This window comes from Porphyromonas sp. oral taxon 279 str. F0450, assembly GCF_000292995.1.
GTDB classification, from domain to species: domain Bacteria; phylum Bacteroidota; class Bacteroidia; order Bacteroidales; family Porphyromonadaceae; genus Porphyromonas; species Porphyromonas pasteri.
The window spans coordinates 51,435-68,902 of the sequence record NZ_ALKJ01000019.1; the positions used below are offsets into that span (position 1 = coordinate 51,435).

Annotated in this window: 14 protein-coding genes; 3 read left to right on the forward strand and 11 right to left on the reverse strand. The window is 55.3% G+C overall.

Translation table 11 applies throughout. From position 1 onward, the window contains the following. Window positions 1–707 precede the first annotated feature (707 nt). From HMPREF1323_RS04150 to pyrH, 11 genes are all read right to left on the reverse strand, one after another. Window positions 708–2,981, reverse strand: coding sequence for a GH92 family glycosyl hydrolase (locus HMPREF1323_RS04150; protein WP_009432896.1), 2,274 nt, complete (start codon window positions 2,979–2,981; stop codon window positions 708–710). An 82-nt stretch (window positions 2,982–3,063) separates the two neighbouring features. Continuing rightward, window positions 3,064–4,611 (reverse strand): transglycosylase SLT domain-containing protein, encoded by a 1,548-nt coding sequence (locus HMPREF1323_RS04155; protein ID WP_009432918.1) that lies wholly within the window; start codon window positions 4,609–4,611, stop codon window positions 3,064–3,066. 24 nt (window positions 4,612–4,635) lie between these two features. Further along, window positions 4,636–6,075, reverse strand: coding sequence for a 23S rRNA (uracil(1939)-C(5))-methyltransferase RlmD (gene rlmD / locus HMPREF1323_RS04160; protein WP_009433141.1), 1,440 nt, complete (start codon window positions 6,073–6,075; stop codon window positions 4,636–4,638). A gap of 103 nt (window positions 6,076–6,178) precedes the next feature. Continuing rightward, window positions 6,179–7,573: a phosphoglucosamine mutase gene (glmM, locus tag HMPREF1323_RS04165; RefSeq protein WP_009433106.1), complete on the reverse strand. Its 1,395-nt coding sequence runs from the start codon at window positions 7,571–7,573 to the stop codon at window positions 6,179–6,181. An 18-nt stretch (window positions 7,574–7,591) separates the two neighbouring features. Next, complete coding sequence (locus HMPREF1323_RS04170; RefSeq protein WP_009432930.1) at window positions 7,592–8,224, reverse strand: DUF4827 family protein; 633 nt, start codon at window positions 8,222–8,224, stop codon at window positions 7,592–7,594. Between the two features lie 37 nt (window positions 8,225–8,261). Beyond that, entirely contained in the window at window positions 8,262–9,302 is a 1,041-nt protein-coding gene (locus tag HMPREF1323_RS04175) for a DHH family phosphoesterase (RefSeq protein WP_009432938.1), read from the reverse strand. A gap of 98 nt (window positions 9,303–9,400) precedes the next feature. Beyond that, on the reverse strand, window positions 9,401–10,339 hold the full coding sequence (locus HMPREF1323_RS04180; protein ID WP_009433220.1) for a M48 family metallopeptidase: 939 nt from the start codon (window positions 10,337–10,339) through the stop codon (window positions 9,401–9,403). A gap of 50 nt (window positions 10,340–10,389) precedes the next feature. Then, window positions 10,390–11,547 (reverse strand): CapA family protein, encoded by a 1,158-nt coding sequence (locus HMPREF1323_RS04185; protein WP_009433155.1) that lies wholly within the window; start codon window positions 11,545–11,547, stop codon window positions 10,390–10,392. A gap of 2 nt (window positions 11,548–11,549) precedes the next feature. Next, window positions 11,550–12,503 (reverse strand): ribosome small subunit-dependent GTPase A, encoded by a 954-nt coding sequence (gene rsgA / locus HMPREF1323_RS04190; protein WP_009433028.1) that lies wholly within the window; start codon window positions 12,501–12,503, stop codon window positions 11,550–11,552. A 36-nt stretch (window positions 12,504–12,539) separates the two neighbouring features. Further along, window positions 12,540–13,103, reverse strand: a complete 564-nt coding sequence (frr, locus tag HMPREF1323_RS04195) for a ribosome recycling factor (protein WP_009433109.1) — start codon at window positions 13,101–13,103, stop codon at window positions 12,540–12,542. Window positions 13,104–13,144: 41 nt separating this feature from the next. Continuing rightward, entirely contained in the window at window positions 13,145–13,855 is a 711-nt protein-coding gene (pyrH, locus tag HMPREF1323_RS04200) for a UMP kinase (RefSeq protein WP_009433175.1), read from the reverse strand. Window positions 13,856–14,185: 330 nt separating this feature from the next. Between pyrH and HMPREF1323_RS04205 the strand changes: the two genes are divergently transcribed. The 3 genes from HMPREF1323_RS04205 to HMPREF1323_RS04215 are packed head-to-tail and all read left to right on the forward strand — an operon-like array spanning window position 14,186 to window position 17,386. Further along, a complete protein-coding gene (locus tag HMPREF1323_RS04205; protein WP_009433052.1) occupies window positions 14,186–14,833 on the forward strand; it encodes a DUF4230 domain-containing protein in 648 nt (215 codons plus the stop codon). After that, window positions 14,830–15,471, forward strand: a complete 642-nt coding sequence (locus HMPREF1323_RS04210; protein WP_009433166.1) for a DUF4230 domain-containing protein — start codon at window positions 14,830–14,832, stop codon at window positions 15,469–15,471. The genes HMPREF1323_RS04205 and HMPREF1323_RS04210 overlap by 4 nt, the downstream gene beginning before the upstream one ends. Further along, on the forward strand, window positions 15,455–17,386 hold the full coding sequence (locus HMPREF1323_RS04215; RefSeq protein WP_009433083.1) for an ABC-F family ATP-binding cassette domain-containing protein: 1,932 nt from the start codon (window positions 15,455–15,457) through the stop codon (window positions 17,384–17,386). Before HMPREF1323_RS04210 ends, HMPREF1323_RS04215 begins: the two co-directional genes overlap by 17 nt. Window positions 17,387–17,468 lie beyond the last annotated feature (82 nt).

A 17,468-nucleotide genomic window follows, 5' to 3' on the forward strand; every position in this document is an offset into this window, starting at 1 on the left:
GACCATTGCGCAAGGCCATCTCTTCACAGCTTGCACTCTCCTCCATTGAACTTCTCAGCCTAAAGCCTCCGATTTCCGAGAGAAGAAGGTACGAGTAATGAAGAGGTGGCCTTGCGCAATGCTCTCTTAATAGGTATATGGGTGCGTGGGTAGAGCTATATAGGATGGCGAAGAAAGCTATATCGCTTTGGACTGATTCCTATATAGCTTTGCTTGGATTCCTATATAGCTTTGCTTGGATTCCTATATAGCTTTCGGTGCGAAGCTATATAGCTTTGAGAAGTGACCTCTATTAGTTTCTTGCTCCGCGTAGGGATAAAAGTTGCGGACGACTGGCAGAAATGTTTGGGCTACGTACGTGGCTCTAATATCTACGTACGTGGATATTTGGATTTACGTACTTGGTCTTTAAGACTACGCGCATAGACAGAGGAAAATCACTACGTGAAGGCGCTTTTTTCTTCACGAGAACGAAGCTTTTCCCTCCGCTGGATAAGAGGAATACTCGCGATAAGGCGAAGGACTTGTGTATCTCTTCGGAGAGCTATATCAGGGAGCTGGGCGTGCGATACCTTACCACTTTAAATAGCGGGCAGGACTCGCGGCAACAGGCTCAAGGTGCTATATATGATCGGCCCCTACAGCAGGTTATTTGATGGACTAACCTGCTGTAGGGGCGCTAATTTAAGTGGATGGTGTGGAGGAGACTACTTCTTCGCTCGCGAGAACGAGTAGGGGCGAGCGGAGGCGTGTGTACCCCATGAGGAGGCCTTCGCACCGAGGGTGAAGGTCATCGAGCCTCCACGTCGTAGCGTCTCATAGTCAATATAGGTCTTCTCCCAAGGCTTGCCATTGAGCTGTGCCGACTGGATGTAGGGGACGCTGGGATCGGAGGCACGGATCACGAAGCTCTTCCCCTCTGGCATGGATAGACGGACCTCACGGAAGTAAGGCGTGCCGATAGCATACTGACCAAGTGCTGGTGTCACGGGATAGAAGCCCAGAGCCGAGAAGACATACCATGCCGAGGTCTGCCCGTTGTCCTCGTCTCCGCAGTAGCCATCGGGGCGATCGGAGTAGAGTCGGCGCATGACTTCGCGCACCCAGTACTGCGTCTTGGCGGGCTCCCCAGCGTAGTCATAGAGGTAGATCATATGCTGTATGGGCTGATTGCCGTGAGCGTAGTTGCCCATATCCATGATCTGCATCTCACGGATCTCGTGGATGACGAAGCCATAGTAGCTGTCGTCGAAGATGGGAGGGAGGGTAAAGATGCTGTCGAGCTTGCGAGTGAAAGCCTGATCCCCGCCTATGAGATCGATGAGCCCCTGCACGTCATGGAAGACGGACCAGCTGTAGTGGAGTGAATTGCCTTCAGTGAAGGCATCTCCCCATTTGAAGACGGAGAAGGGGGACTGGAAGGAGCCATCCTGCCGGCGACCGCGCATCCAGCCGGTGCTGGGATCATAGAGCTTGCGGTAGTTCATAGCTCGCTCAGCGTAGAGTTGCTGCAGATCAGCTGAGGCTCCAGCCTTCTGAAGGGCCTGGAGAATACACCAGTCGTCGTAGGCATACTCAAGGCTTCGAGCGGCATGCTCGTTGATCCCGGCGTCGGAGGGTACATAGCCGAGCTTGTTGTAGTACTTATACCCGAGGCGTCCAGTGGAGCGGATATTTGGATGCTCGTTGTTGGCGCCGTGGAGTAGCGCTGTGGAGAGCTCCTTCGGATCAATACGTCCCAGCCCCTTGACGAAGGCGTCAGCTATGACCGAAGCAGAGTTATTCCCCACCATGCAGTCACGATGTCCGGGGCTTGCCCATTCGGGGAAGAATCCACTCTCACGGTAGGCATTCATCATCCCCTCAGCCATCTTTGCTCCCTCTTCGGGGTAGACAAGATGGATCAGTGGCATAAGGGCTCGGAAGGTATCCCAGTAGCCTGTATCGGTATAGAGGTAGCCAGGGAGAACTTGCCCATTGTATGGGCTGTAGTGGACGACCTCACCCTTGGCATTGACCTCATAGAAGCGTCGGGGGAAGAGGAGTGAGCGATAGAGGCAGCTGTAGAAGGTGCTCATCCGATCAGGGCTATCGGTGACAGCTATACGACTCAGCTGCTTCTCCCACTCAGCCTTGCCTTCCGCGCGGACTTGCTGATAGCTACGAGGGGCTACTTCTCTGAGGTTAAGCTCGGCTTGCTCACGGCTGATGAACGAGGAGGCAACATAGAAGGTCGTTGGAGAGCTCACCTTCTCGCCTGCAAGATTCACAGCAACGAGGGCGTGTCGTCCGCCCTTACCTTTGCGCTCCTCACGCACGAGGCGCTGAATAGGCTCGGTGAAGCGCACGATGAAGTAGTTCGCAAAGCCCTTAGGTACACCGCCACTATTCTTGCGGCTGATGCCAACTATGGTATAGCGGTCCAGCTGCTGAATCTCGGAGCCTGAGTCAAAGGCATCCACCACGATCCAGCGCTCCTCGGGTCGTGCCATACGGGAGAACTCGACCTCAAAGACAGCGGCACGCTCACTCGGAGCCATGCGGACGCGTGTGTCGTAGTCAGCCAGATAGACCTCATAGGAATAGGGGCGAGCCTCCTCCGCCTTATGGCTGAACCATGAGGCGCGCTTCTCCTCGTTGAAGACGGGAGCTTTCCCCGTCATCGGTAGTAGGGAGAACTGCCCGTAGTCGTTGATCCATGGACTGGGCTGGTGCGTCTGCTTGAGCCCGCGTAGCTTGGTCGCCTGATAGCTGTACTGCCAGCCATCTCCCATCTTCCCCGTCTGGGGCGTCCAGCTATTCATCCCCCAAGGACGGGAGATGACGGGGTAGGTGTTGCCCGAGCTAAGGTCGAAGGTGCTTTGAGTACCGACGAGGGGATTGACCAGATCGACATAGCTCGTGGGGCTGGTGCTACTCGCCTGGAGGGAGAGGCAACAGCCGAGAAGCAGGCTGAGAGAAAGGTGTCGGAGTGATTTCATCGAGGATAAGTGAGGTAAAAGAGAAGGGGGCGGGAAGACCAGTGCTTCCCGCCTCCTCGATGTTGTAGAGGATGACGGAGGATTACTTTGTTCGGCTGAGGTAGCTGTGGTAGCGGGAGATGATCTCGTCGACGTAGCGTGCGACGCCCTTACCTCGGAGGTAGCCTGCTCGGCAGACGGGATCGTTGTAGTACTTCGCTTCGCTCTTCAATCGTAGAGCCGTCTCTATACCCCCCTCCCAGCGTGTAGAGGAGTAGCCGTACTTCTCTGCCAGTCGGATAGCATCCTGCAGGTGTGCAGGACCAGCATTGTAGGCTGCGAGGGTGACCTTGATACGCTCCTCAGGGTCGGTGAGTTGCTTTTGGAAGAGTGCGTCAATGGACTTCAGACAGTCCACTGCTACACGTACAGACACCACTGGATCAAGGAGCTGCTTGACCGAAGCCCCGTAGATCTTACCCGTTCGGGGCATGATACCCATCAGTCCGCGAGCGCCCGACCAGCCGACGACCTCGGGACGGAAGTTCGACTCTTGATAGGCGATGGAGGCCAGTACCTGCCAGGGCCAGCCGATGCGCCGTGCTTCCTTCTCGAAGAGCTTATCGAAGCGTGAGATACCGTAGCTCCCACTGGGAGTAGGCTCATGTGTAGTGGTTTCCTTGGGCTGCTTCTCTGTGGTAGAGGGAGGTGATGGGCGAGCTGGCTGAGTCCCATGCGAAGGTATATCCTCCTTTGTCTGGGTATTGGAGAGAGGAGATTCCTCTCCATCGTCAGACTTGCTGAGCTCGAAGTAGCGCTTATAGATCTCATGGAAGCCTTGGTCTTCGGGGATATCCTTCGCCCACTTATCCAGGGCATCAGCGAGCCCAATAGCCTTGGGAGAGACGAACCAGCGAAGGCGCTGCGCAAAGCCTACCTCCAGCGAGATGTCCAGCTGAGGGTAGTAGGTCTTGCTGAGCTTAGCCAAGTCTGCATCAGCGATCGTATAGTTGATCTCTCGGCTGGCGACTTGAGCGATGAGGTCTTCCGTACTAATGGTATCGGCTGTGATCTCACGTATGAGGATCTTACCTCCAAGCTGCTCCTCGAGGCGCTTGATGCGCTCCTCAGCGCGTGAGCCAGCCATGACAGTCAGCTCCTTACCGAGGAGGGCTGCTACATCTTGGATGTAGGGGATGCTATCTCCGGCTTTGGCCCTACGCTGAACAAGTACTAGTCCCGTCATCGTTTCAGGCCCAGCAAAGCGTAGGCGCTCCTTCGCAGAGTGGGTCATGGCCTGTGGGGTGATACAGAGGTCAACACGCCCTTGCTCGACCATCGCTTCAGCCTCCTCCATGCTGTGAGTGACGTAGAGCTTCAGCGGGAGCTTGTGGCTTTGAGCAAAGAGGCGCACCAGTTCGTACTGGTAACCCATCGGCTCATCGCGGTAGATGAAGAAGGTCGTCGCACCGGAGAGGGTGACGACTCGGAGTGTATCGGGGAGGCGTAGCTGCTCTGCTTGGAGCTCCCTAGCTGTCGCTTGCCGAGTCCTATGCCGCAGGAAGATAGCCGTAGCTATGGCAATAGCGATGCCGACAAGTAGGAAGAGTACTGTCGGGCGACGCAGGGATGCAAGGATCTTCTGGAGCATAGTTTGGGGAATTAGGGGAGAGGGCTATCGGCGTACGAGCTGTACGACGTTCTCGATATGATGCGTGTGCGGGAACATGTCTACTGCACGGGACTTCGTCACAATGTACTCGCCCGTAGCAGTGAGTAGCTGAAGGTCACGAGCCTGCGTGGCGGGATTGCAGCTGACGTACACGATGCGGCGGGGAGCAGCACGCAAGATCGTAGCGATGACATCCTCATGCATGCCAGCACGTGGTGGATCGGTGATGATGACGTCAGGCTCACCATGCTCGCTGATGAAGTCTGTGGTGAGTATATCCTTCATGTCGCCTGCGTAGAAGAGGGTATTGTCAATGCCATTGACCTCGCTATTGACGCGTGCATCCTCTATCGCCTCAGGTACATATTCGATACCTACGACGGAAGCGCACTGTCTGGCGACGAAGTTGGCTATCGTCCCCGTCCCAGTGTAGAGGTCATAGACGCGCTCCGAGCCAGTGAGCTCCGCGAATTCACGGGCGACCTTGTAGAGCTCGTAGGCCTGGCGACTATTGGTCTGATAGAAGGACTTGGGCCCGATACGGAAGCGTAGCCCCTCCATCTCCTCCTCGATGTACTCGCGTCCGTAGAAGCAATGGATCTCTTGGTCACCAATGGTGTCATTGCACTTACCATTGATGACGTAGAGTAGGGCGGTAATCTGGGGAAAGCGCTCTTGCAAAGCCGTGAGAAGCGCCGTGCGTGCTGCTTCATTCTCTCGGTAGAAGACGACCACAACCATGATCTCTCCCGTAGAGGTCGTACGGAGCATAAGGGTACGCATCAGTCCCTCCTGCTTGCGGAGGTCAAAGTAAGGATAGTCCTCGGGACGGGCGGAGCAGTAGTCTCGGACGAAGAGGCGGATCTCATCCATGACTTCGGCTCCGAGGTAGCAGGTGTCGATGTTGAGGACCTTGTCAAACATCCCTGGAAGATGGTAGCCGAGTCCGGAGAGCTCATAGGGCTCTGGTGGTGTGGAGCGTGCGTTGAGTATGTCAAGCTCCTCTGGGAAGAGCCAGCGCTTGTGGCTGAAGGTGAACTCGAGCTTATTGCGATAGCGCTCAGTCTCAGTAGAGCCCAAGATGGGGAGGTATTCACCGACCTCAATCTTGCCGATGCGCTGGAGGGCGTCGCGGACGACCTGATCCTTGCTCTGTAGCTGGAGGGAGTAGGGGAGGTGCTGCCACTTGCACCCCCCGCAGATGGTGAAGTGTGAGCAGATGGGCTGGGTACGCTCAGGGGAGGGGGTGACGATACGTGCAATCTTTCCTTCCATAAAACTGCTCTTCTTCTTTGTGATCTGGATATCGCAGACATCGCCAGGAGCAGCGAAGGGAACAAAGAGTACCTTGCCGTCTATATGGGTGAGCGCCTTGCCTTCCCCAGCAAGACCAGTGATCGTGATGCCTTCTAAAAGAGGGAGGTCTTTCTTCTTACGTGCCAATTGTCGTGTAAACCGTGAGTGATATGATAAGTACAAACACCAAGCCTCACGATACGGGGAGTCACAATGGAGTGTCCCTGCATAGTGAGGCTTGGTGTATTGCTTAGTTGAGGTAAGAGAGGAGGACGGCCTTGAATTCGTCTGCGAGACGCTGGGCCTCCTCAGCTGTAGGAGCTTCGGTGTAGATGCGGATGATGGGTTCAGTATTGCTTCGGCGCACATGTACCCACTCTGTCGGGAGGTCAATCTTCACCCCGTCAATGAGGTTGATATCTCCCTTGTCGCTGTATTCCTTTGCTAAGCGCTCCAAGAGAGCACCTGCATCTACGTCCGAGGGGAGGTCTACTCGCTGCTTGCTCATCGCATAGTTGGGGTAGGTGGCTCGGAGTTCGCTGACCTTCTTGCCGCTCTTTGCAAGGAGGGTGAGGAAGAGAGCGATACCTACGAGAGCGTCGCGTCCATAGTGGAGCTCGGGGTAAATCACACCACCGTTCCCTTCTCCACCAATGAGTGCACCCGTCTCCTTCATCTTTGTGACTACGTTGACTTCGCCTACTGCTGCAGCCGTGTAGCTGCCGCCATGACGCTCTGTGACGTCACGCAGAGCACGGGTTGAGCTGAGGTTGGAGACAGTGTTCCCTCCTCCATTTAGCTGGAGTAGGTAGTCAGAGACTGCGACCAGCGTATATTCTTCGCCGAAGAAGGTGCCACGCTCATCGATGATGGCTAAGCGGTCTACGTCGGGGTCTACAACGAAGCCTACATCGACCTTGCTGGATCCGATAGCCGAACAGATATCAGTGAGATGCTCAGGGAGTGGCTCGGGGTTGTGAGCAAAGTGTCCCGTAGGCTCAGCATTGAGGGCGGTGACGTGCTTGACTCCAAGAGCCTCAAAGAGCGCTGGTAGAGCAATGCCACCTACTGAATTGACACTATCGAATGCTACGTGGAAGTCTGCCTGACGGATAGCCTCAACATCAACTGATGGTAGAGCAAGTACAGCTTGGATATGCTCATCCAAATAGCTCTCCTCGCTCAGAATGCCTCCGATGTTGTCGACATCAGCGAAGTCAAAGCCTTCACTTTCGGCGATACGTAGGATTTCTTTCCCTTCAGCATCGCTTAAGAATTCGCCACGGCTATTGAGTAGCTTGAGGGCATTCCACTGCTTGGGGTTGTGGCTTGCCGTGAGGATGATCCCTCCGTCAGCCTGCTTCCCTATGACTGCCATCTCTGTTGTGGGCGTTGTGGCGAGCCCGATGTCGATGACATCACATCCCATCCCGAGGAGCGTCCCCGTGACGATGCGGTTTACCATGATGCCAGAGATGCGGGCATCTCTCCCCACGATAATCAGGGGGCGAGCCTTCTTGGTTTGCTGGCGGATGAAGGAGGCATAGGCAGCTGTGAACTGCGCCGTGCTAACTGGGTTGAGGCCATCGGTGACGTGTCCACCGATAGTCCCTCGTATCCCCGAGATGGACTTGATGAGTGTCATAAGGTTGGGAGAAGAAGGTTATTGCTGGGGCTTCGTATAGAAGGTATAGACCGCCTTCTCTACGAAGAGGCTATTACCAGCGGTATAGTTCTGTGAGGGACCGAGGTCGAAGGGGATGATGAGCTGTACGATAGCTCCATCACCGAGCAGCGACATAGGGAAAGCAACTCCTTCGCAGATGAGGTCTTCATAGACCCCACTTTCGTTGAGAGAACTGTAGTGGATCTTCCCTTCGCTGGTCTCCCATGAGGCATATCGGAAGAAGAGAGGACGGACATTGGTCTCTGTGAGGTTGTCGAAAATTGCTCCCTTGGACTGAGATACATTGAAGAAGTAGCCCTTCAGCTGTACCGAGACTGTTGTCTTATTTGCTTCAGGGCGGGTCGTCCCCTTATCAAGCACACGTATATATAGTCCATTGGATAGACGATAGAATACATCGGGGTCAATGGTCGAGGGTAGTGTCTCGCTACTGAGCTCCTTCACTGTGAATGATGATTCCTTGATCAGTCGGTCAATCGCTTGGCGCTGCTCTCTCTTGAGCTGGGAGAGAGGCTTAATGGAGCGATTCTTCTTGCAACTTCCCAGTGCCAGCACGGGGATGAGAAGCAGTAGGAGCAGGGCGATACGATGGGTGATAAGTCTATTCATTATTTCTGTCTATGCTTGCCGGAAGGTGATGATGAGCTTAGATCGCTTCTTGAGCTCTCAGTTTCCTTAGTTCACAAAGGTAGATATTTTTAGCCTCTTGGATAGAGCCTTGGTACTCAGCTCCTGCGGCATTGAGGTGTCCTCCTCCTCCAAAGCCTGTGCTGGCGAGTTGATTGACGGGGAAGGTGCCCGTGGATCGGAAGGAGAGCTTGACTTGAGTCTTATCCTCTCGGATGAAGCAACAGCAGTCAATTCCCTCGATAGTCAAGGGGATATTTACCAGCCCCTCCGTATCTCCCTTGGTCGCCCCGAAGCGCTGAAGTTCCTCTTGAGTAAGGATGATACAGGCGGCACGGAGTTCGGGATAGAGCTCGAGCTTCTGATCAAGTACATAGCCTTGGAGGCGGATCTGTATCTCGGGATTATGGTAGGTGAGGCGGTCAATGATGTGTAGGTAGTCTGCTCCACGAGCCAAGAGGTCTGAAGTCGTGACGAAGAGCTCTGGGGAGAGGTGGCTATACATAAAGCGTCCCGTGTCGGTTATGATCCCGGTAAGTAGGAGGGTCGCAACTTCGGATGTGATATACTGCTCCCATCCGAGAGATAGGATAAGGGCATGAACTAGCTCACATGTAGCGGAGGCCTCAGGATAGCTGAAGTTCAGAGTAAATGTGGGATCCGGATCGAGGTGGTGGTCAATGAGGATATGGGGTGCCTTAGACTGCTCTACGGCCTCAATGAGTGGTGCATAGCGCAGGCGGCTTGGCTGGTTGTGATCGAGGTGAAAGAGGAGGTCAGCTTCATGGATTGCTCTAAGGCTCTCTTCTTCAGCGTCAGGATAGATCAGAAGCTCATCAAGGAGAGGAAGCCAGCTGAGGTAGTTCTCAATACGGTCAGGGCTGAGTACACGGATGGTAGCCTCTGGATGTACTGTCTGAAGGACCTTTGCCCAAGCTAAGGTACTGCCCAAAGCATCACCATCGGGAGCTGTGTGGGGGAGGATGATGATATTGCGATGGCTGAGTATGAGTTGGCGCAGCTGCTCTACGCGCTCTACAGACCACTGGTATTTACCCATATTACTGTGTACGAGGATTGTGGTAGCCCCATGCTATGAGTGTTCTTTGCTCATAGCATGGGGCTCTTCTATGAAATGTTGATAGGAAGTCCTTTCTACTATCTGTTGTTGAGGTAGTTTGCTACGTCATTAGCACGTACGCTACGCGCGTTGCTCTGACGACGAGACTGGCTGGATGATCCCGAGTTGCTACTTGCTGGTGCGCTACCCTGGCCCTTGTAATATTGGAGAGCAGTGGGTAGGTAGGCTTCGATTGCCTTGATACGGTTGGCATCACTGGGGTGAGTGCTTAGGAGTTCACTCTGCTGACCGCCACCCTTTGACTGGGCCATCTTCTGCCAGAAGTTCACTGCGTAGCGGGGATCATAGCCTGCAATAGCCATAAGTACAAGCCCCATCTTGTCAGCTTCATATTCCTGCTTACGACCGAAGGGAAGGAGTACGCCGACCTGAGCACCGAGACCATAGGCTTGGTTCAGGATCCCACTCAGCATCCCCGAGCGTGAGCCTACAGTGGCTCCGAGGAGCTGTCCGCCAGCTTGCATGAGCATCTGGTTGCTGATACGTTCGTTGGCGTGCTTAGCCAGTGCATGGCTCAGCTCGTGACCCATAACGGCTGCGAGCTCATCGTCAGAATGGGCACCATTACCGACGAGGTTCAGAAGTCCTGTATAGACGACGATCTTTCCACCTGGCATACAGAAGGCATTGACCTGCTTGCTGTCGACTACATTGAATTCCCAGCTCAGAGTCGAGAGCATAGATTCGTAGCCATTCTGCTTGAGATAGATGTTAGTAGCGGCAGCCAGACGACGGCCCACCTGAGTGACCTTGTTGTTGTACGTGCTATTGTGGCTGAGCTGAGACTTGCTGATGAACTGGCGATACTGCGTCGCACTGGCAGCAAGGATCTCACCATCGGAGACGAGATTGAGCTGGCGACGGCCCGTGATGGGTACCGTACCGCAGCTGTTGAAGATAAGGAGGCCGATACCGAAGAGGGTAGTCAGGGCTATGCTAAGCTTCTTCATATTCATAAGAGTTGGAGTCGTAATTAAGTGATACAATATAATAGGATAATAGGGAGCTACTTGACGAGAGGGATCATCTTATAGTAGCGCTGGAAGGCCTTCAGGTCGCTGGCTTCTTTTGGAGCCATGCCTTCGGGGATAGAGTCTAAGTCTACGGGACGAAGACGATAGATCGCCTGTCCGTTGGGTGAGCGCTTCTCGACGAAAACATACTGGTAGTGTGGCTTGGTCGTCCAAGCTGCATTCTTGCTTTGTCGGGTCAGCGTCAAGGAGAGGAGCATCCCACCGCGAGTAGCTGGTGGAGTGATTTGGTTGCTAATGAAGTTCCCCATCGAGTAGATAGCGAAGGTCTCTCCACGCTGCGTATCTTGTCCCTGGAGGCGCGTGCTCTCTTGCACGACGTGAGGGTGGCTACCGATGACGGCATCTACACCTTGGTCTGCGAGCCATTGCGCGAGCTCTCGCTGGGCTCGGTTCGGGGACTTCTCGTACTCGTTACCCCAGTGGATCTGTACGATCTTGTACTCTGCCCCGAGGCTATCTGCACGGCGTAGGTCTGCCGCGATGTGCTCTTTGCTTATCGTGTCTATGACAGTTGGGTGGGGAATTGGAAGCCCATTGGTGCCATAGGTGTAGGCAAGGATAGCCAGCTTGATCCCACGTACTGATTGTATGAGGGGAGTGCGTGCTGGGCGCTCACTGAGGTTGCGATAGCTCCCTGTGGTGGCTATCCCAAGGCTGTCGAGTACATCGATGGTATGGGTGATACCATAGCTTCGGCGATCACAGCTGTGATTGTTGGATGTCGTGAGGACGTCAAAGCCTGCTTCGCGGAGGGCTACAGCGAGAGCTTCGGGGGAGGAGAACATGGGATAACCGCTGTAAGGCTTCCCTCCAAAGGTCGTCTCCAAGTTGCCTATCGCTAGGTCTGCTCGCTCAATGGCAGAGCGTACAAGAGCAAAGCTTTGGGAGAAGTCATAGCTATCATCCGCTTGGATAGCCGCACGTATCTGCGGCCCATGAGTCATAATGTCTCCAGCAAAGATAAGCTCGAGCGTATCGCCACGTAGGGTCGTACTATCGATGTGTGCAGATGCAGCCTGGCTCTGTGTGCTACTCTGCCCATGGCAGGATAGTGCAAGTAGGCAGGCTGAGAGCGCTGTAGTAGATACGAGTGAGCGACGTAGCCCCCTCAAGAAATGAAAGTGGAGCATATTTACTTGTATTCGGGGCGGTACTTCCCACTCTCCTTGTCCTTGAGGATGCCAAGATAGCTAATATAGCGGGAAGAAGCTATACGCCCAGCCTCGACGGCTTCGCATACGGCGCATCCTGGCTCGTGGGTATGGGTGCAGTTGCCAAAGCGGCAAGCAGTACTCTCCTCGAAGAGCTCTGGGAAATAGTGAGATACCTCAGCGTCCTCCATCTCGAGCATGCCGAAGCCCTTGATACCTGGAGTGTCGATGAGATAGCCTCCCTCGGAGTAGGGGAGTGGGACCATCTGAGAGAAGGTCGTGGTGTGCATCCCCTTGAAGTGAGCTAGTGAGATAGACCCTGTGCGTAGCTCTACGCCTGGGATCAGCTGATTGATGAGGGTGCTCTTCCCTACACCGGAGTGTCCACTGAAGAGGGTGATCTTTCCCTTGAGGTGATCGATGAGGGCTTCGACACCTTCTCCTGTCGTAGCTGAGACGCGGTGGCAAGGATAGCCAATCCCTTCGTAGAGGGCGATGAGCTCCTCCATATAGTCGATAGCCTCTGGAGTATAGAGGTCTATCTTATTAAAGATGAGTTCCGTGGGGACTCGGTAGGCCTCTGCTGTGGCGAGAAAGCGGTCGATGAAGGTCGTACTGGTCTCAGGTGCTGCGATGGTGCAGACGAGGAAGGACGCATCGATGTTTGCAGCCAGGATATGGGACTCCTTGGAGAGGTTTGCAGCCCGACGGATGATGTAGTTCTTACGGGGGAGGATATCCTTGATGTAGAGGGTCTCTTCCTCCGCTTGGCCTGAGGTCTGCTCTACGACGACGTGGTCTCCGACGACGATGGGATTGGTCGAGCGGAAGCCACGTAGGCGAAGGTTCCCCTTGGCTAGACACGGGCGCTCTACACCATCCTCAGTGAGGACGATGTAGTGGCTACCTGTGTTCTTGATGACTAAGCCTGTCAATGCTTTGATAACGTGGATGGCGGTCTCGCGCGGAGCTTAGACCGTCATAATCTCCTTCTCCTTAGCAGCGAAGAGCTCGTCGATCTTCTTGATGAAGCGGTCATGGAGCTTCTGTACTTCGCCTTCAGCGTCCTTAGCGACATCCTCAGGAGTGTTGTCTGCCTTGATGCTCTTCTTGATGGCATCGTTGGTGTCACGGCGAGCATTGCGTACGCTTACCTTGGCATTTTCTGCGTCAGCCTTAACCTGCTTGACGAGTTCGCGACGGCGGTCTTCGGTGAGCGGGGGGATGCCGAGGCGGATCAGCTCACCATTGTTCTCTGGGGTGATGCCGAGAGGGGAGTTGATGATAGCACGCTCGATGTCACGGATGATACCCTTTTCCCAAGGAGTGATGACAATGCTCTTAGCATCGGGTACAGTTACGGTGCCCACCTGAGTCAGAGGGACGGGGCTACCATAGTACTCGACCATGATGCCGTCGAGGATCTTGACGTTGGCCTTACCGGCACGTACACGAGCGAGCGCCTCTTCGAGGTGCTCCACAGTCTTCTCCATCTGGCTGGCGGCTTGTGCTATCAGCCCTTTCAGTTCGCTCATAGAGTTTATTTAGTCGTTGTTGATAGGATGGTTGCTTGTTCTTAGAAGCCCACGTAGGTGCCGATAGGCTCGCCACTGAGGACCTTGAGGAGGTTGCCTGGAGTGTCCATATCGAAGACGATGATGGGTAGATTGTTCTCCATACACATGGTGGTAGCTGTGAGGTCCATGACCTTTAGCCCACGCTGGTAGATCTCATCATAGGTGATGCGATCAAACTTCGTAGCCGTAGGATCCTTCTCGGGGTCGGCGGTATAGATGCCGTCGACACGCGTACCCTTGAGCATAACATCAGCCTCGAGTTCGATACCGCGGAGGGACGAACCTGTATCGGTCGTGAAGAAGGGATTCCCCGTTCCACCCGAGAGGATGACGACTTCACCTGCCTCAAGGGCATCGATGGCGCGACGCTTGGAGTAGAATTCGCCGATAGGCTCCATCCGGATTGCAGTGAGTACTCTGTTCTTTACACCACGGGAGGTGAGTGCTGAGCCGAGGGCTAAGCTATTGATGACGGTGGCCAGCATACCCATTTGGTCGCCTTGCACACGGTCGAAGCCTTGGGCGGCACCACTTAATCCGCGGAAGATGTTGCCACCACCGATGACGATGGCCACTTGTATGCCGCGCTTGACTGCAGCTTCGATGTCTTGTGCATAGTCAGCGAGGCGGTCGTTGTCGATGCCGTATTGCTTCGCTCCCATGAGCGATTCGCCACTGAGCTTGAGGAGTACTCGTCTGAAGTTATTCATTTCGTTCTCTTTGAATATAGCTACTACTATAGTGCAAAGAAACGACTTTTACGCCTAATCTCCACGCAGGTGCGCTCTGCTCTGAGTTTAATGCTCAGCTTGCGCTGGGAGAGAGCCTTTGTAGAGGGGGATAAATGAACCAGTACTGGTCAGCGATCCAACCAGTACTGGTCACCCCTACCAACCAGTACTGGTCACGACGCGAAGTAGTACTGGTCACGATGCCGACCAGTACTGGTTCGTTTTCCTCTTCTTTAGAGGTGGCCCTCCTACCCGTATAAGCAGGGGGAAGTTCGTATCTTTGTCCTCCATAAAATAAGTGGATAAGATATGTCTCGACTCTATAGCTGGATGAGCTGCTTTGTGCTGGTGCTTCTCTCCCTCTCTTTCGCTGCCTGCTCGCAGAAAGAAGAGAAAGAGGAGACGCCCCCAGTACAGCTCCTCCTGATCCAAGCCCAAAGCCTCTCGCGTCTTGAGCTGGCTACGACACAGGTACGTATTGTCCTTAAGATTGACCCCCATCGCGACGGCTTCTTAGGATTCAAGAAGCTCTTTGGCTCTAAGGAGACCCGTGTGGAGCTTCTCAGCCAAGCCTCCGCCTACTGCGATCTCTCGCTGCTCACGGAGAAAAGCATCGTACAGCAGGCCGACAGCACGGTAGATCTCTATCTTCCCCCGATCGAGGTCAAGCGGGAGCTGGATAACCTGAACCACAACGTCCTGCAGGAGCCTACGGGCTTGCGTCGCCGCCTATCGACCAACGAACTTGATGAGATCATTCGCTCTCGCCAGACGATGATCGACGGGCTCGTTACCAAAGCTTTGGAGCAAGAGCGGGGCGCACTCATCCGCACGGCATCGGCTACGCTGACGAATAAACTGCAGCCGATCTTCCGTGACCTCCGCCTTACGGTGCGTGTCCACTTGGATGAAGCCGATGCCTCCCTCATTCAGTCCTCTAAGTCCGCAGCACAATGATCAAGCTCTCTTGGCGGATCCTTCGCCCGATCCTACTCCTTATTATATGTGTAGCTGCGGGGCTCTTCATCTACCATAAGTTCTTCCGCAAGGCGCCTCAACCTGAGGTGACGACCGAGGAACTGCAGATGAAGGTTAGTCAGCGCCTGCGCCTCATCACCGAAGAGATCAGCTACCGGCAGGATGTCAATCTCTATGAAGCGGGGCAGCATGCCGTGGGCACCGCCGACCTCGTCGCCTACGTCAAGTATGACCTCGAGAAGCTCCACTTCACGACGGCAGGCGACACAGTCTACGTGAGCCTTCCTGCGCCTGAGCTTGAGCTGGGGCGACGACCAGGCGGAAATCACTCCGTGCGCTACTATCTGGATCGTGGTGGGCGCCTTGGAGAGGCCAGCGCTGACCGCGTAGCGATACGCCGCTTCGACGAGCGCATCCTTCGCGATGCGGAGCTGGATATACGCACCAGCCCTCGCTACCTCCCTGCCGCACAGCTGCGTGCCGAGGAGCAGCTCCAGCGCTTCCTCTCCGCCTTAGCTCCCCAGCGCGTCATCCTTGTCGTCCCCGAGATCCGTATGCCCCAGGGCGATCTCCCCGCCGCTTCCTCCACCTCTATTCCTCATGATCAGCGTCAATAACGTATCGGTATATTTCGGGGCTAAGCCCCTCTTCGAAGACCTCTCGTTCGTCATCTCCGCCAAGGAGCGTATCGCTCTGGTGGGAAAGAATGGGGCAGGGAAGTCCACCCTCCTCAAGCTCCTGGCTGGAATCGCTGAGCCTACGGAGGGCGTCATCAGCCGTCCGAAGGGGATCAGCATCGGCTACCTGCCGCAGGTGATGAAGACGAGCGATGAGCGTACCGTCCTCGGTGAGTGCCAGCAGGTCTTCAGCCATATCACGGAGCTGGAGGCCGAAGTCGAGCGCCTGGCCGAAGAGATGGCGACGCGTACCGACTACGATAGCACGGATTATATGGAGCTTATCGAGCGCCACGCTCAGCGCTCCGACCAGCTCCTTATGCACAGCACAGGGAGCATCGAGGCTAATATCGAGAAGACGCTCCTTGGCTTAGGCTTCGAGCGCTCGGACTTCGATCGTCCCACGGCAGAATTCTCTGGCGGCTGGCGAATGCGTATCGAGCTGGCGAAGATCCTCCTGCAGCGTCCTGACGTCTTGCTCCTCGACGAGCCTACGAACCATCTGGATATCGAGTCTATTCGTTGGCTGGAGCGCTTCATTGCTTCGGGTTCGGCGGCTCTGGTGCTGATCTCGCACGACCGCGCCTTCATCGACGCTACGACGAATCGCACGCTGGAGATCGAGCTCGGGCGCTTGCACGACTACAAGACGAACTACAGCCATTACCTCGTCCTACGTGAGGAGCGCCTCGAGCAGCAGCGCCGCGCCTACGAGAATCAGCAGAAGGAGATCCAAGCGACCGAAGACTTCATCGAGCGCTTCCGATACAAGGCGACCAAGGCCGTACAGGTGCAGAGCCGCATCAAGCAGCTCTCGAAGATTGATCGTATCGAGGTGGAGGACATTGACCGCGCGGCGATGCACTTCTCCTTCCTCCCCGCGGTGACGTCGGGTGCTTACCCCGTGATCATCGATAGCCTCACGAAGCGCTACGGCGAGCACACCGTCTTCTCGGATGTGAATATGACCATCGAGCGCGGTGAGAAGGTCGCTTTCGTCGGGAAGAATGGCTCGGGGAAGTCCACCCTCATCAAGTGTATCATGGGAGAAGTCAGCGACTACACGGGCACGCTCAAGCTCGGGCACAACGTCGAGATCGGCTACTTCGCCCAGACGCAGAGCCAAGAGTTGGACGGGAACTACACCGTCTACGAGACTATCGACCGCGAAGCGCAGGGGGATATCCGCTTACGCATCAATGACCTCCTCGGGGCCTTTATGTTCGGCGGTGAGGAGTCGGAGAAGAAGGTCTCCGTCCTCAGTGGGGGCGAGCGTGGTCGTGTAGCCCTTATCAAGCTCCTCCTTCGCCCCGCAAACCTCCTCATCCTCGACGAGCCGACGAACCACCTCGACATCCGCTCGAAGAACGTCCTGAAGGAAGCCATCCTTAACTTCACGGGTACGGTCATCATCGTTTCGCACGACCGCGAGTTCCTCGACGGCTTGGTGTCACGTGTCTACGAGTTTCGCTCGGGGCATGTGACCGAGCACATCGGCGGTATCTATGATTGGCTGGAGAAGCGTGACCGTGAGGATGGCACTTCGGTCAGCAACCCACGAGCCGCCGCACCCGTGCAGCGGGAGACGAAGGCCCCCGAGTCTGCGACGGGAGCGCAAGACTACCAGCGCCAGAAGGAGGCTGCCAAGGAGCGTCGTGCTCTCGAGCGTGAGCTGAAGACGCAGGAGGAGCGCAGCGAAGCCATTGATGCCGAGCTGATTGCTCTGGAGGAGACGCTCGCCGATCCCGCCCATGCCACGGACGCCAAGCTCTTCGAGCAGTACAGCCAGCTCAAGAAGGAGCAGGAGCAAGTCCTCGCCCGCTGGGAAGAGCTCAGTATGCAGCTCGAAGGCTAAGCCGTTTCCCCGAAGAAAAATCCCCTCTTTTTGTACAGCGGAAGAGCTCCGTATATGCGGCGGGAAATTTCGGTATATAGGG

What these genes read in the sequence shown, in the direction of transcription:
- HMPREF1323_RS04150 (WP_009432896.1), bottom strand. Translation starts at nt 2,981, where the DNA reads ATGAAATCACTCCGACACCTTTCTCTCAGCCTGCTTCTCGGCTGTTGC.
- HMPREF1323_RS04155 (WP_009432918.1), bottom strand. Translation starts at nt 4,611, where the DNA reads ATGCTCCAGAAGATCCTTGCATCCCTGCGTCGCCCGACAGTACTCTTC.
- glmM (WP_009433106.1), bottom strand. Translation starts at nt 7,573, where the DNA reads ATGACACTCATCAAGTCCATCTCGGGGATACGAGGGACTATCGGTGGA.
- HMPREF1323_RS04170 (WP_009432930.1), bottom strand. Translation starts at nt 8,224, where the DNA reads ATGAATAGACTTATCACCCATCGTATCGCCCTGCTCCTACTGCTTCTC.
- HMPREF1323_RS04175 (WP_009432938.1), bottom strand. Translation starts at nt 9,302, where the DNA reads ATGGGTAAATACCAGTGGTCTGTAGAGCGCGTAGAGCAGCTGCGCCAA.
- HMPREF1323_RS04180 (WP_009433220.1), bottom strand. Translation starts at nt 10,339, where the DNA reads ATGAATATGAAGAAGCTTAGCATAGCCCTGACTACCCTCTTCGGTATC.
- HMPREF1323_RS04185 (WP_009433155.1), bottom strand. Translation starts at nt 11,547, where the DNA reads ATGCTCCACTTTCATTTCTTGAGGGGGCTACGTCGCTCACTCGTATCT.
- frr (WP_009433109.1), bottom strand. Translation starts at nt 13,103, where the DNA reads ATGAGCGAACTGAAAGGGCTGATAGCACAAGCCGCCAGCCAGATGGAG.
- pyrH (WP_009433175.1), bottom strand. Translation starts at nt 13,855, where the DNA reads ATGAATAACTTCAGACGAGTACTCCTCAAGCTCAGTGGCGAATCGCTC.
- HMPREF1323_RS04205 (WP_009433052.1), top strand. Translation starts at nt 14,186, where the DNA reads ATGTCTCGACTCTATAGCTGGATGAGCTGCTTTGTGCTGGTGCTTCTC.
- HMPREF1323_RS04210 (WP_009433166.1), top strand. Translation starts at nt 14,830, where the DNA reads ATGATCAAGCTCTCTTGGCGGATCCTTCGCCCGATCCTACTCCTTATT.
- HMPREF1323_RS04215 (WP_009433083.1), top strand. Translation starts at nt 15,455, where the DNA reads ATGATCAGCGTCAATAACGTATCGGTATATTTCGGGGCTAAGCCCCTC.